This is a genomic window from Amycolatopsis magusensis (assembly GCF_017875555.1).
GTDB lineage: Bacteria > Actinomycetota > Actinomycetes > Mycobacteriales > Pseudonocardiaceae > Amycolatopsis > Amycolatopsis magusensis.
This window is the reverse complement of record NZ_JAGGMS010000001.1, coordinates 6,635,562-6,648,567: the sequence shown is the minus strand read 5'-3', so window position 1 is coordinate 6,648,567 and position 13,006 is coordinate 6,635,562. Positions and strand designations below refer to the sequence as shown.

The 13,006-nt window shown below is 73.0% G+C and carries 14 protein-coding genes; 8 read left to right on the top strand and 6 right to left on the bottom strand.

The genetic code is table 11. The annotated features are described in order from the left end of the window. Positions 1 to 4 precede the first annotated feature (4 nt). Entirely contained in the window at positions 5 to 1,063 is a 1,059-nt protein-coding gene (locus tag JOM49_RS29470) for a DegT/DnrJ/EryC1/StrS family aminotransferase (protein ID WP_209667445.1), read from the top strand. Positions 1,064 to 1,370: 307 nt separating this feature from the next. On the opposite strand, the gene JOM49_RS29465 is transcribed toward JOM49_RS29470, so the two are convergent. After that, complete coding sequence (locus tag JOM49_RS29465; protein WP_209667444.1) at positions 1,371 to 1,607, bottom strand: hypothetical protein; 237 nt, start codon at positions 1,605 to 1,607, stop codon at positions 1,371 to 1,373. Between the two features lie 139 nt (positions 1,608 to 1,746). On the opposite strand from JOM49_RS29465, the gene JOM49_RS29460 reads away from it, so the two are divergent. The 6 genes from JOM49_RS29460 (at position 1,747) to JOM49_RS29435 (ending at position 7,857) form a co-directional block, all read left to right on the top strand. Beyond that, positions 1,747 to 3,006, top strand: a complete 1,260-nt coding sequence (locus JOM49_RS29460) for an NsdA family TPR-like regulatory protein (RefSeq protein WP_209667443.1) — start codon at positions 1,747 to 1,749, stop codon at positions 3,004 to 3,006. Further along, positions 3,003 to 3,488, top strand: coding sequence for an NUDIX domain-containing protein (locus JOM49_RS29455; RefSeq protein WP_282768619.1), 486 nt, complete (start codon positions 3,003 to 3,005; stop codon positions 3,486 to 3,488). The genes JOM49_RS29460 and JOM49_RS29455 overlap by 4 nt, the downstream gene beginning before the upstream one ends. A 121-nt stretch (positions 3,489 to 3,609) precedes the next feature. Continuing rightward, positions 3,610 to 3,834, top strand: a complete 225-nt coding sequence (locus JOM49_RS29450) for a DUF6480 family protein (RefSeq protein ID WP_209667441.1) — start codon at positions 3,610 to 3,612, stop codon at positions 3,832 to 3,834. A gap of 86 nt (positions 3,835 to 3,920) precedes the next feature. After that, the gene (gene crtI / locus JOM49_RS29445) at positions 3,921 to 5,402 is read left to right on the top strand and encodes a phytoene desaturase family protein (RefSeq protein WP_209667440.1); all 1,482 of its coding nucleotides are present in this window, start codon (positions 3,921 to 3,923) and stop codon (positions 5,400 to 5,402) included. Continuing rightward, positions 5,399 to 6,337, top strand: a complete 939-nt coding sequence (locus tag JOM49_RS29440) for a phytoene/squalene synthase family protein (protein ID WP_209667439.1) — start codon at positions 5,399 to 5,401, stop codon at positions 6,335 to 6,337. Before crtI ends, JOM49_RS29440 begins: the two co-directional genes overlap by 4 nt. Continuing rightward, positions 6,334 to 7,857, top strand: coding sequence for a hydroxysqualene dehydroxylase (locus tag JOM49_RS29435; RefSeq protein WP_209667438.1), 1,524 nt, complete (start codon positions 6,334 to 6,336; stop codon positions 7,855 to 7,857). The genes JOM49_RS29440 and JOM49_RS29435 overlap by 4 nt, the downstream gene beginning before the upstream one ends. Here the strand turns inward: JOM49_RS29435 and JOM49_RS29430 are convergent. Further along, positions 7,838 to 8,656, bottom strand: a complete 819-nt coding sequence (locus JOM49_RS29430) for a YhjD/YihY/BrkB family envelope integrity protein (RefSeq protein WP_209667437.1) — start codon at positions 8,654 to 8,656, stop codon at positions 7,838 to 7,840. The genes JOM49_RS29435 and JOM49_RS29430 overlap by 20 nt on opposite strands. A 38-nt stretch (positions 8,657 to 8,694) precedes the next feature. On the opposite strand from JOM49_RS29430, the gene JOM49_RS29425 reads away from it, so the two are divergent. Further along, on the top strand, positions 8,695 to 9,396 hold the full coding sequence (locus JOM49_RS29425) for a CDP-alcohol phosphatidyltransferase family protein (RefSeq protein ID WP_308158918.1): 702 nt from the start codon (positions 8,695 to 8,697) through the stop codon (positions 9,394 to 9,396). Here JOM49_RS29425 and JOM49_RS29420 read toward each other — a convergent pair. The 4 genes from JOM49_RS29420 to JOM49_RS29405 are packed head-to-tail and all read right to left on the bottom strand — an operon-like array spanning position 9,358 to position 12,924. Further along, positions 9,358 to 10,827 (bottom strand): phytoene desaturase family protein, encoded by a 1,470-nt coding sequence (locus JOM49_RS29420; RefSeq protein WP_209667436.1) that lies wholly within the window; start codon positions 10,825 to 10,827, stop codon positions 9,358 to 9,360. The genes JOM49_RS29425 and JOM49_RS29420 overlap by 39 nt on opposite strands. Continuing rightward, positions 10,827 to 11,942: a glycosyltransferase family 2 protein gene (locus JOM49_RS29415; protein WP_209667435.1), complete on the bottom strand. Its 1,116-nt coding sequence runs from the start codon at positions 11,940 to 11,942 to the stop codon at positions 10,827 to 10,829. The genes JOM49_RS29420 and JOM49_RS29415 overlap by 1 nt, the downstream gene beginning before the upstream one ends. After that, on the bottom strand, positions 11,939 to 12,748 hold the full coding sequence (locus JOM49_RS29410; protein ID WP_308158917.1) for a carotenoid biosynthesis protein: 810 nt from the start codon (positions 12,746 to 12,748) through the stop codon (positions 11,939 to 11,941). Before JOM49_RS29410 ends, JOM49_RS29415 begins: the two co-directional genes overlap by 4 nt. After that, positions 12,745 to 12,924 carry a hypothetical protein gene (locus JOM49_RS29405; RefSeq protein WP_209667434.1) on the bottom strand — a complete coding sequence of 60 codons (180 nt, stop codon included), beginning with the start codon at positions 12,922 to 12,924 and terminating at the stop codon, positions 12,745 to 12,747. Before JOM49_RS29405 ends, JOM49_RS29410 begins: the two co-directional genes overlap by 4 nt. Positions 12,925 to 13,006: the final 82 nt, after the last annotated feature.

Genomic DNA, 13,006 nt, shown 5'->3' with positions numbered 1-13,006 from the left:
AGGCATGTCTCTCACCTACCCGATCTCCAAGCCCTGCCTCGGCGGCAACGAACTCGCCTACGTCACCGAGGCCGTCACGGGGAACTGGATCTCGTCCCAGGGCCCGAACGTGGCGAAGTTCGAGCGCGCCTTCGCCGAGTACAACGGGGTGGCCCGCGGGGTCTCCTGCTCCTCGGGCACCGCGGCGCTGACGGTCGCGCTGCGGGCGCTCGGCGTCGGACCGGGCGACGAGGTATTGGTGCCCGAGTTCACCTACGTGGCCTCGGCCTGGGCGGTGACCTACCTGGGCGCCACCCCGGTGTTCGTGGACTGCGCCGACGACCTGACCATCGACGCCGGGCTGATCGAGGAGAAGATCACCCCGCGGACGAAGGTGATCATGCCGGTGCACGTCTACGGCAGGCGGTGCGACATGGCCACCATCATGCGCTTGGCGCACGAGTACGGGCTGCGGGTGGTCGAGGACACCGCCGAGGCGCACGGCGTCCGCCCGGTCGGGGACATCGCCTGCTTCTCGCTGTTCGCCAACAAGATCATCACCTCCGGCGAGGGCGGGATCTGCCTGACCGACGACCCGTGGCTGGCCGACCAGATGGCGCACCTGCGCGGGCTGGGGGCCAGCAGCGAGCACAACTACCTGCACCGCAAGGTCGCCTACAACTTCCGGCTCACGAACCTGCAGGCGAGCGTGGCGCTGGCGCAGGTGGAACGCCTGGACGAGATCCTGGCGATGCGGGCGACCATCGAAAAGCGGTACCAAGCGGGCCTCGAAGGCATCGAGGGCCTCACCCTCATGCCGCCGCGCGACGTGCTGTGGATGTTCGACGTACTCGCCGACCGACGGGACGAGCTGAGCGCATACCTCGCGGGCGAGGGTGTCGACACGCGGCCGTTCTTCATCCCGATGAGCGGCCAGCCCATGTACCACGACCCGAGCTGGCGCTCCCTGAACGCCGCGCGGTTCTCCGCCAGCGGCCTTTACCTGCCGACGTACACGGACCTCACCGAACACGACCAGGACTACATCATCAGCCGAATCCGCCACTTCTACGGCGCCGACTGAACAGCAGCGCCGACTATTCGGCGTAGATCGTTCATGGCGTTGACTCCGCGCGCCAGCGCGAGACCCAACTTGGAGGGCGGCGGGGCTTCCGGCGCGTGCTCGACCTTCAACACCCTGCTGTTGGCGAATTTGTGCCCGCGGCCGCTGCCGACCATGCCCGGGTGTGGTGGACCTCCGGTCGATCTCCGGGGTTCGACGGTGCGAGCGTGATGCGGAACCGCTTCTTGCTGTCGTCCGGGTTGTCCGGCTTCGCCATGCGTGTCTCCACCTAGGCCGTAGCGACGAGATGAACAGCTACGTCAGTCTGCTACGAGCGCGGGTCGATGACCACGGTTCCTGTTCGCGACGGCTCGGGGCCCAGCGCGGCGCAGGGCACGCACACGGGCGCGTCGGATGCCCTGTCGCTGAGGGAAGCCGTGAGCAGCTGACCACACGCGGACCGCGCGTACGTCCACAGCGCGGTGTGGTGCCAGCTCACGATCCGGTGCCGCCGCTGCGCGATGGTCACCCATTCCGGCTGGGCATCGTCGGCGGAGGCGTTCATCCCGCATTCCGTACGCTGCTGGATGTCACGGGAGTAGCCTCGCCCGATCACGCCCTGTCGATAACGGCATAGCTACCGGGCTGTTCCGGGGGCTGATCTGCGGGGCAAAATGGAGCCAGCCCTACTGGAGGGGACCCGCATGGAGCGGAACGACCAGTTGCGCGCAGCCCGCGAGGCTGTGCCGTCGCCGCGCGTCGCCGGGACCGCGATGAGCAGGCAAGAGCTGGCCGACGCGGTGAACTCCTGGCTCGGCGTGCACTCGGACCGCCACGGCGTGGTGGACGAGCACTACGTCGCCCGGCTGGAGCGGGGCAAGATCCGATGGCCGAACGCCGACTACCGCGCCGCCTTCGCCGCCGTGCTGCACCGGTCCCAAGCCGAGCTCGGCTTTCGGCCGTCAGCGGCGAACCGCCGTCCGGTCCGCTGTGCACCGGCGCCCCCGCTCCGCGAGCCACCGGCCGAGGAACCGCCTGCCGAGGCCGAAGTGGTCGCGATCCGGGCCATGGCGTCGGCGTTCACCTCCGCCGACCGGAAGGTGGGTGGCGGACTGCTGTACGGGCAGGTGGTGCGCTACCTGAATGCGGAGATCGGGCCTCGGCTGCTCGACGTGGGCGGCTCGGTGGGGTCGGGGCTGTTCGCGGCCGCGTCGTCGGTGACCGAGATCGCCGGGTGGATGGCCCACGACGGCGGGAAGGACCATGCCGCCCGGCGGCACTTCGAGAGCGCGTTCCGCTTGGCGTCCGTGGCGGACCACGACGCACTGGCAGCGAATGTGTGCGCGTCGATGTCGCACCTGGCTGGGCAGTTGGGGGAGTCCGTGGACGCGGTGCGCATCGCGGAAGCGGGCCTGGAAAGGACAGCTTGCACCACAGGCACCACCCGGCTGACGGCGCGGTTGCACGCGATGCGGGCGCGGGGGCTGGCCATGCGCGGCGACGGCCGGGAAAGCGTGGCGGCGCTCGGAAACGCGGAGCGCACGCTGTCGGCGGCGGACGGGGAGGGAGCCGTGGCCTGGATCTCCGGCTTCGACGAAGCGTCCCTGGCCGGCGAGGTCGCGCTGTGCTTGCGGCGGCTCGGGGATCTGCCCGGCGCACAGCGTCACGCCGAGCGTGTCATCGAGTTGCGCAGCGGGGACCGGGTGCGGTCCCGGGCTTTCGGCAAACTCACTCTGGCCCGCGTGCTGGCCGATTCGGGCCGGCTGGAGGAGGCCGCCGTCATCGGCACGGAACTGTGCCGGGTCGCCACGTCGCTGACGTCGGCGCGGGTGCGAGCCCGGCTCGACCGGCTGGGGGACGTGCTGCGCCCGCACGCTGCCGTCCCCGAGGTGGCGGAGTTCTTGACCTGCCTGACGGCCACCCCGGTCACGACGGCCGAAGAGGGCGCTCGGTGGCCGGTGTGACCGATCCCGACCGCTGGGCCTACCTGGCCGAGGGCAACGCGAAGCAGGCTCGCAAGCGCGTCGCCGCCGATGTTCTGCTTCGTGACGACGGCGGCCGGGTGTTGCTGGTGAACCCGACGTACAAGGACTTCTGGGATCTGCCGGGCGGGATGGCGGAAGCCAACGAGTCGCCGAGCGCTGCCGCGGAGCGTGAGGTGTGCGAGGAACTCGGCATCGCGGTCAAGGTCGGCCGGGTGCTGGCGCTGGAGTGGGTCGGCCCGCACGGTCCCTGGGATGACCAGCTGATGTTCGTGTTCGACGCGGGGACATTGGCCGCCGATGTCGCTGCGGGCTTGCGCCCGGCGGACGACGAGGTGGCTGAGCTGGCGTTCGTCACCCCGGAGGAGGCACGTCGCCGGCTCCGGCCGGACATCGCGGCTCTGGTGGACCGGGCACTCGCAGCGTTGGCGGGCGGCGGCACCGACTACGCCGAGCGGCGCTGATACCTCGTCGCCCGCGGGACGAGAAGCAGGTAGCCACGCATCGATCATGTAGCGCTTGGCGCTGACGTCGCGCCCTCGTGTTCGATTGGCCCGGGTCTGGCCCTCGTGTCAGGGTGGGGGTATGACAGCACCGGGTCCGGAGCCGGACGAAGCACCAGGGCTGGAGCCGGGCGGTTCGGTCTCGCCAGGGGACACCCCGCCCGACGCTGGTCAGACGTCCGGGCTTTCCCACCCCCAGCCCATGCCCTCCCGAGCCGTGCCGATCACCGTGCTCGTGGTGCTCGGCGTGCTGGTCCTCGGTGTGGCGGCCTTCTTCGTCCTGCGCGCCTTCGACTTCTTCAACTAGAAGCTGCACGAAGGAGTGAATCGCTCTAGGCTGAGGTCTGCATCGGTTGTGCATCGGTGCGGACGCCGGCAGCTGGGAGAGCATGGGTGAAACGGATCTCGGGCCCCGCCGAGCGGGTGGTGGTGGTCGGCGCCGGGCTGGCCGGGCTGGCGGCGGCGGCGCACCTGACCGGACGCGGCCGGTCGGTCACCGTGCTGGACGACCGCGAAGGTCCCGGTGGGCGGGCGAGCGGGCACCAGCTGGACGGGTACTCGATCGACACCGGCCCCACCGTGCTGACCATGCCCGGCATCCTGGGCGACACCTTCGCCGCGCTCGGTGAGGAACTGGGGGACTGGCTCGAGCTGACCCGGCTGGACCCGGCCTACCGCGCCCTCTTCGCGGACGGCTCGCACCTGGACGTGCACACCGGCGCCGAGGCGATGGCCGAGGCGGTGCGCGCGTTCGCCGGTCCGGCCGAGGCCGAGGGCTACCTCCGGCTCCGGAACTGGCTGAGCGAGCTGTACACAGTGGAGTTCGACCGGTTCATCGCGTCGAACTTCGACTCGCCGCTGTCCCTGCTCACCCCGCAACTGGCCAAACTGGTCGCCATGGGCGGCTTCCGCAGCCTCGACGGCGCGATCGGGCGCTTCCTCAGCGACTCACGCCTGAAGCGGGTGTTCAGCTTCCAGTCGCTGTACGCCGGGCAGTCCCCGCGTCGCGCGCTGGCGCTGTACGCGGTGATTTCCTACATGGACACCGTCGGCGGGGTGTTCTTCCCCCGCGGCGGGATGGGCGCGGTGCCGACCGCGCTCGCCGCGGCCGTGGCCAAGGCGGGCGCCACCTTCGACCACGGGGACTCGGCGGCCTCGCTGGAGATGACCGGCGGGCGCGTGCAAGCGGTCCGGACCGCGGCCGGGCGGCGGCTGCCGTGTGACGCGGTCGTGCTCACCACCGAACTCGAGCAAACCTACCGCCTGCTCGGCCGCACACCTCGCCGTCTGGTGCCCCTGCGCCCCGCGCCGTCCGCGGTGGTGCTGCACGCCGGGACCGTGCGCGCGCGGACCGACGTGGCGCACCACAGCATCCTCTTCGGCGAGGCCTGGCACCGCACCTTCGACGAGATCATCGGCCGGGGCACGCTGATGAGCGACCCGTCACTGCTGATCACCCGCCCCACCGCCACCGATCCCGCGCTCGCGCCCGCCGGGCACGACCTGTACTCGATCCTGGCGCCGGTGCCCAACCTCGACCGCGGCCGCCAGCGCTGGGGAGCGCTCGGCCCGCGGTACGCCGACGAACTCGCCCGGCACGTGCAACGGCGGATGATGCCCGGCTTCACCGCCGAGATCGACCGGACCTTCCTGCTCACCCCCGACGACTGGGCGGCGCGCGGCATGGTCGCGGGCACCCCGTTCAGCTACGCGCACACCTTCGCCCAGACCGGGCCCTTCCGGCCGGCGAACCTGGTGCGCGGGGTGGAGAACGCGGTGCTCGCCGGGGCGGGCACCGTGCCCGGCGTCGGCGTGCCGACCGTGCTGCTGTCCGGCCGCCTGGCCGCCGACCGGATCACCGGAGCGGGCCGATGACCCGCGCCGAACTCGACGCCGCGGGCATCACCGGTCCCGAGCTCCGCGCGGCCTATGCCCGCTGCCGCGAACTCAACGCCCAGCACGGCCGGACCTACTTCCTCGCCACCCGCCTGCTGAGCCCGGGCCGCCGTCCCGCCGTGCACGCGTTGTACGGCTTCGCGCGCTGGGTCGACGACCTGGTCGACGAACCCGAACCCGGCACGAGCACCGCGGAACTGCAGGAGCGCCTCGACCGGGTGGACAAGGACCTCGGTGCGGCGCTGGGTGGCGCGCCGGTCGACGAGCCCGCACTGGTGGCGGTGGCCGACACCGCGCACCGCCTCACCCTCGACCGGGCGCTGTTCGACGCCTTCCTCCGCTCGATGCGCATGGACCTGGACACCACGGGGTACGCCACGCGAGCCGAACTGGCCGAGTACGTGCACGGCTCCGCGGAGGTGATCGGCTTGCAGATGCTCCCGGTGCTGGGCACGGTCACCAGCCGCGCGGAAGCGTCGGAGCCCGCCGCCGCACTGGGCGAGGCGTTCCAGCTCACCAACTTCCTGCGGGACATCGGCGAAGACCTGGATCGCGGCCGCGTCTACCTGCCCGCCGACGAACTCGCCACCTTCGGCGTGGATCGGGAGCGGTTGCGCTGGTGCCGGGCGCACCGGCGGGTCGATCAGCCGGTGCGGCGGGCGCTGGCGGACCAGATCGCCACCACGCGCGCTGTCTACCGCCGTGCGCGTCCCGGTATCGCGATGCTCCACCCGGCGTCACGGCCGTGCGTGCGCACCGCCTTCGACCTGTACTCCCGGATCCTCGACCGGATCGAAGCCGCGGAGTACAACGTCTTCGCCCGGCGGGCCACGGTTTCCCTGCGCCGCCGGGTGGTCGTCGCCGGGGTCGCGGCCGCGCGCGTGACGGTCGCCCGCCTGGGGCGCGGCGCATGAGCGAAGATCGCCGCCGGGTGCTCCACCCACCCGTGCCCGGGTTCGCGCACGCCGGCGAACTGCAGCGGCGCCCCCGCGTGGCGGTGGTGGGCGGCGGGATCGCCGGTCTCACCGCGGCGACCGGGCTGGCCGAGCGCGGGGTCGAGGTCGAGCTGTACGAACGCGAGTCCTACCTCGGCGGCCGGGCGGGCGGCTGGGACACCGCGCTCGGCGACGGCACCTCGGTGACGATGAGCCGCGGGTTCCACGCCTTCTTCCGCCAGTACTACAACCTGCGGGCGCTGCTGCGGCGCACGGATCCCCGGCTGCGGCGCCTGAAACCGGTGGCCGACTACCCGCTGCTCGACGCCGAAGGCCGGATCGACACCTTCCGCGGCCTGCCCAGCACCCCGCCGTGGAACGCGCTGGTGTTCGCGCTGCGCAGCCCCACGTTCCGGCTGCGTGACCTGGTGCGGGTGGACCCGGTCCGGGCGTTGTCGCTGGCGACGGTGTCCGTGCCCGAGACCTACCACCAGCTCGACGACCTCGACGCGGCGACTTTCCTCGACCAGCTCAACTTCCCGGCCAGCGCCCGGCACCTGGCGTTCGAGGTGTTCTCCCGCAGCTTCTTCGCCTCGCCCGCCGAGCTTTCCGCGGCCGAGCTGGTGACGATGTTCCACATGTACTTCCTCGGGTCCTCGGAAGGCTTGATCTTCGACGTCCCGGAGGACACCTATCCGGCGAGCCTGTGGAACCCGCTGGCCGAACACCTTGAGGGCCTGGGCGTGCGGATCCACCTCGGTGCCCCGGTGGACGCGGTGCACCCCGAAGTCCGTGGCGGCTTCCGGGTCGGTGATTCGCTGGTGGACGGCGTCGTCCTCGCGTTGGACGTATCCGGGCTGCGGAAGGTGGTCGGCGCGTCCCCGGACCTGGGGACGCCCGGGTGGCGTGAGCGGGTCGACGGGCTGCGGACCGCGCCCGCGTTCTACGTCCGCCGCCTGTGGCTCGACCGTCCACTGCGGACTGATCGTCCATCGTTCCTGGGTACCGGCAGCCTGCCGCCACTGGACAACATCAGCCTGCTCGACCGGTTCGAGGCGCAGGCCGCGGGCTGGGCCAGGGACACCGGCGGCTCGGTGGTGGAGCTGCATGCCTACGCCGTCCACGAGCGGAAGGACGACCTTCCCCGAAGGCTCCTGGCCCGGCTGCACGAGATCTACCCGGAGACCCGGGACGCGCGGATCGTGGGAGAGTTGGAGCAGTGGCGTCAGGACTGCCCGCTGTTCGGCCTCGGTGACTTCGCCCGGCGCCCCACGGTCGAGACGCCGGTGCCGGGCCTGGTGCTGGCCGGGGACGGGATCCGCGTGGACCTCCCGGTGGCGTTGATGGAACGTGCCGCCACCACCGGTTGGCAGGCGGCGAACCGCCTGCTCGCCGGGTGGGGACTGCGCGGCGAGCCGATCTGGTCGGTGCCCAACCAGGGCCGCCTCGGGTTCCTGCGGGCGGTGGCGGCCCGGCGGGCTACTCCGGCCCGCCGGTGACGACCCGGTGCACGCTGAGCAGGACGCGGTAGCCGACGATCAGGATCAGGTGGAGCAGGTAGAGCCACAGCGCCAGCGCCACGGTGGTGCCGACGGCCGCCAGCCCGGCGAACGGCAGGCTCCAGTCGATGGGGATGGCCAGGAACAACAGGAACCCGTGCAGGAAGCCGCTGAGCACGGTGCCGATGGCCAGCCCGCCTGCCACCGCCCACCGGTGGGGGATCACGGTGGACGCGGTCGTGCTGTACACCAGCGCCACCGCGACGGAGACCGCGATCCACAGCACGTGGAAGGAGATCGCGACCCCGGCGACCGTGTTCCAGCCGCCTTCGACGTACCGGCGCGCGATGAGCGGGGCGAGCGCCAGCGCCGCGGCGACCAGCACCGGGCCCGCGACGATCACCGGCAGGAACCCGAGCCTGCCTTTCCAGCCCAGGAACCTGCCGGGCCGCCGGTCGGCCGCCTGGGTCAGGCTGCGCCGCAGTCCCTCGCCGTAGAAACTCGCTGGGAACAGCATGGCGAGCAGCACGGGCCACGACGCGCCGAGCGCCGCGTCCGTGAGCGTGGTGACCGCCGTGCCCGCGCGGTGTTCGGAAGGCAGGGCCGCCGCCAGCGCCGCGGTCCCTTCGAGGACCACGTCGGAGCCGACCAGTTCGGCGGCTCCGCGCAGGGCGAGCAGGAGCCCGGGCACCAGGCCCAGCACGGCGAAGAAGGTGAGCCCGGCGGCCCACAGCGCGACGTCGCGACCCCGCAACGCGGAGATCGCGTGGCGCACAGAGGCCCGGGCGAGGACGATCACGCGCACCGGGTACCCGCCGGGATCGGAGGTGGTGTCACGTGAGCGCCGACGAGGACTCGGTGCGGGGCTGGTCTCGGCTGCATGGTGAGGACGTCTCCGGGAATCGGGTCGCGGTGGGCTGGATCCGGCTGGTGCACCTGCTGGCGCGGCCGGTGGCGCGGGTGCCGCCGGACGTGTTGTCCGCGGCCGGGGTGCTGAGCACCGCGGGTGCGGTCGTGACCGCCTCGCGGTGGCCGTGGGTGGCGCTGGTGCTCGTCGTGCTCGGGGGAGTGCTCGACGGGGTCGACGGCGCGGTCGCCTTGCGTGCCGGGCGGGCCCGGCCGCTGGGCGCGGTGGTCGACGCGGTGGCCGACCGGCTCTCCGACGTCGGCCTGGCCGCCGTGCTCGTCGCGCTCGGCGGGGATTTCCGCTGGGCGGCGGCGATCGTCGTCGCGATGTTCCTGCACGAGTACGCCAGGGCCCGGGCGCAGGGCGTGGGCATGTCCTCGGCGGGGGCGATCACCGTGGCGGAACGGCCGACCCGGGTGGTCATCGTCGCCGTGGCCTGCCTCGGCGCGGCCGTGTTCCCCACGGCCACCCCGTGGACGCGGTGGCCGTGGGCGACGGTGTGCCTGGCGCTCTGGTCGCTCTGCGCGCTCGTCGGCGGGGCGCAGCTGGTGGCCGGGATCCGGCGGGCGCTGGCGGGGCGGAGCCGGCCGGGCTCAGGCATGGCCGACGAGCCCGGCGACGATCTTCGCTGACAGGGCCACCAGCGGCAGCCCGCCGCCGGGGTGAGCGGAGCCGCCGACCAGGTACAGCCCGGGCAGCGGGCTCCGGTTCGCCGGGCGAAGGAACGCCGCCCTGGTGCCGTTGGACGATGTGCCGTAGAGCGAACCGCCCGCGGCGCCGGTGTCGTGCTGCCAGTCGGCGGGCGTGCGCACCGCCCGGTGGACGATCCGATCGCGCACGTCGAGGCCGCGTCGGGCCAGGACGGCCAGCACGTGGTCGGCGTAGTCGTCGGCGACACCGGCCCGGGTCCAGTCCACCGGTCCCTGCCGCGGCGCGTTGACCAGGACGAACCACGCCTCGTGCCCCTCGGGTGCGGTGGCCGGGTCGGTGGGGGAGCAGACGTAGACGGCCGGATCGGCGACCGGGCGCGGCCGGTCGCCGAAGATGTCGTCGAATTCGGCGTCGTAGTCGGCGGGGAACAGCACCCGGTGGTGCCGGGGCTCCGGGGTGCGGCCTCGAAGTCCCAGCAGCAGCACGAAACCGGACAGCGACGGCGTGGCGGCGCCCAGTGCCCGGCGCGGACCGCGGGCGCGGCGATCCTGCAGCAGGTCTTCGTAGAGATGGGTGGCGTCGGCGTTGGAGACCACGATGTCCGCGTCCAGCAGGCCGCCATCGGAGACGGCCACGCCCCGCACCCCGCCGCCCGTGGTCCGCACCGCGCTGACCGGGGTGTCGAAGCGGAAGTCGACGCCGAGTTCGGTGCACCGCGTGTGGAGGGCGTCCGCGAGGCGGCGCAGGCCGCCGCGCACGTACCAGCCGCCGAAGCGCTGTTCGATGTACGGCACGACGGACATCACCGCGGGCAGCCGCCGGGGATCGGAGCCGCTGTAGGTCGCGTAGCGGTCCAGCAGCATCCGCAGCCGGGGGTCGGTCAGCCACTTGCGGCCCAGCCCCCGCAGCGTGCGCCAGGGCGCGATCCGGTGCAGGTGGCGGGGATGCGCGCTGTGGCGCAGCAGTTCGGGCAGGCGCAGGGGCCGCCGCAGCACGGGGTCCTCTACGAGTGCCCACGTCCGCGCCGCGTCGGTCATCAGGTTCGTCCACTGCCTCGCGGCGGCGGGCCCGAACACCCGGCTCATCTCCGGGCCCACCTCGGCCATGGCGTGCGGCATGTCGAAGGTGGTGCCGTCGGCGAACCGGTAGTGGCAGGCCGGTTCCGCGGGGACGATCTCGAGCAGCTCGTCGAGCGGCGCGCCGGTGTCGGCGAACAGGTCGCGGTACACCTGCGGCAGGGTCAGCAGCGAAGGCCCGGTGTCGAAGGTGAACGGCCCCAGCCGCGTGGTCCCGAGCTTGCCGCCGTAGGTCGACGCGGCTTCCGCGACGGTCACCCGGTGTCCGGCGGCGGCCAGTCGCGCGGCCGCGGCCAGCCCGCCCATGCCCGCGCCGATCACCACCACGCGTGCCATCAGCGCACACCCCGCAGCGGCCGGCCCTTCCATACCAACTGCCCGCGGCGGCGCGCGAGCCACGACCGTCCTAACAGGAGGATCAGCGTGGACACCGAAACCGGGTGGGCCAGCGCGTCCGGCCACGCTCGGCCACGGGTGCGGGCCGCGGTGAGCACCCGGCCCGCCACGGCCGCGGCGTACCCGGCCAGACCGGCTCGCGAGCCGGTGCAGGCGGCGATCGCCGGGACGACGTACAGCCACGCCAGCGCGGCCGCCAGCGCCCCGGCTTTGACCGGGCTCGCGGTGGCCGACCACAGCGACTTCTCGTAGCCCCGGCGGAGTTCGTCCCAGCCTTCGTACATGCGGCAGGTGGCCAGCGCACTGCCGTCGGCCACGACGCCCCGGCCGCCGGCCGCCTTGACCGCCCGCATCAACGCGATGTCGTCCAATACCGCGGTGGCCACGCCTTCGAAGCCGCCGCACCGGCGCAGCATCGCCGCGGTGAGCACGAAGAACTGGCCGTTGGCCGCGGTCAGCGACGGCCGGGGCGACCGCTCGGCCCAGCGCAACGGCAGGAACGTCAGCCAGGACCACTGCAGCAGCGGCTGCAGCAACCGGGTCGCCAGGTCGTCGGCGGCCTGCCGGGGGAACGGGCTCACCGCGTCCAGTCCCTGCCGGGACAGCAGCTCGACCGCCGACGCGACGGCGTGCGGGGCGAGTTCCACGTCCGCGTCGACGAAGACGAGGATCCGGCCGCGGGCGGCCTCGGCGAGCTGGGCGCAGGCGTGCGGCTTGCCCAGCCAGCCCTCCGGCAGCGGTGCCCCGGTCAGCACGCGGACCCGCCGGTCGCCGCCCGCCGCAGCGTGGGCCACGTCGGCGGTGCCATCGGTGGAGCCGTCGTCGAGCACCAGGATCTCCAGGTCGGGCACCCCGCGCTGGGCCAGCAACGAACGCACCGCGCCCGCGACCCGGCTCGCTTCATCGCGGACGGGCAGGAGCACCGAGACCGGCTCGCTACACGGCTCCGGGTGCTCGCCGGGGACCCGCACCAGCCGCGTGTTGACGACCGTGTGGGCCGTGGCGAGGACGGCCGTGGCCGCCGCCGCGCGCACCACCAGCGTGGACAGCCTCATCGGCGGCCACGCCGGAGCGTCCGGGCGAACGGCAGCGCCACGGCACCCATCACCAGCCCGCCGACCAGCGAAACCCAGGGACGGCCGAAGAACGCGGCGTGCGCCCACACCGAGGAGAAGTAGGTCCACAGGTACAGCACCGGCGCCGCGCCACCGCGCAGTCTCGGAGGCGAGACCCGGCCGTCCGGCAGGAGTCGGTGCAGCAGGAGCACGAGCACGGTGGCCACCAGCAGCCAGCCCGCGAAGTTGGACAGCGGGATGCCGTGGACACCGGGCAGGGTCGCCGTGACGTCCAGCCACCGCCAATGGCCCTCGTCGACCATCTGCGGATCGAGGAACACGTCCCACGACGCCAGCGCCCAGCCACCGACCGGCACCGCCCACCAGCCGGCCCCCAGCGAGCGGCCGACCAGGAACGCCGGCCACGCCATCATGATCCACGCCAGCGGCACCAGGACCGGGACCGCGAACACCGCCACGCCCAGGGTGCCGGTGTAGGTGTAGTCACCGAACGGGAAGCCGGTGTGCACGCCCAGCGCTTCGGCGGTCAGCCCGCCACCCCCGGCGACCGTCACCAGCACCACCGCGGCCCGCGCGCCGAACCGGCTCACCGCGTCGAAGACCGACGACACCGCGAAGGCCACGACGGAGATCGCCGTGGTGGCGAACCGCTGGCCGGGCTCGGACATCGAGTAGAGGATCTGCGCCAGCACCACCACCGCACCGGCCGACCACGAGAGCCAGGCGGACGCGGTCATCCCGGCGACGTCCGCGCGCGCCCGGACCGCCACGGCCGAAGGGATCACCGCCTGCGGTGCCCCGAGGCGATCGCCCGCAACAGGTCCTCGCCCAGCATCCGCCGTCCGCGCCGGTGCTGGATCGCTTCCCGCCGGTCCGGCGCGGCGCGCCCGGCCTCGACCGGCTCGGCCCCTCGTACTCGTCCGGTCGCCGGTTCGGTGACCTCTCGTCCGCCGGTAAGCATGCCGCACCTCCTGTCCACCCTGCCCACTTTGTCTTTTTCGCCGAATCCGAGCGGGTGGTACCCGCTGAGCGGCGGGCCAACC

Bases quoted from the DNA above. Each gene is read 5' to 3' on its own strand.
- JOM49_RS29470 (WP_209667445.1), top strand. From the start codon at position 5: ATGTCTCTCACCTACCCGATCTCCAAGCCCTGCCTCGGCGGCAACGAA.
- JOM49_RS29460 (WP_209667443.1), top strand. From the start codon at position 1,747: ATGGAGCGGAACGACCAGTTGCGCGCAGCCCGCGAGGCTGTGCCGTCG.
- JOM49_RS29465 (WP_209667444.1), bottom strand. From the start codon at position 1,607: ATGAACGCCTCCGCCGACGATGCCCAGCCGGAATGGGTGACCATCGCG.
- JOM49_RS29420 (WP_209667436.1), bottom strand. From the start codon at position 10,827: ATGGCACGCGTGGTGGTGATCGGCGCGGGCATGGGCGGGCTGGCCGCG.
- JOM49_RS29450 (WP_209667441.1), top strand. From the start codon at position 3,610: ATGACAGCACCGGGTCCGGAGCCGGACGAAGCACCAGGGCTGGAGCCG.
- JOM49_RS29405 (WP_209667434.1), bottom strand. From the start codon at position 12,924: ATGCTTACCGGCGGACGAGAGGTCACCGAACCGGCGACCGGACGAGTA.
- JOM49_RS29435 (WP_209667438.1), top strand. From the start codon at position 6,334: ATGAGCGAAGATCGCCGCCGGGTGCTCCACCCACCCGTGCCCGGGTTC.
- JOM49_RS29440 (WP_209667439.1), top strand. From the start codon at position 5,399: ATGACCCGCGCCGAACTCGACGCCGCGGGCATCACCGGTCCCGAGCTC.
- JOM49_RS29415 (WP_209667435.1), bottom strand. From the start codon at position 11,942: ATGAGGCTGTCCACGCTGGTGGTGCGCGCGGCGGCGGCCACGGCCGTC.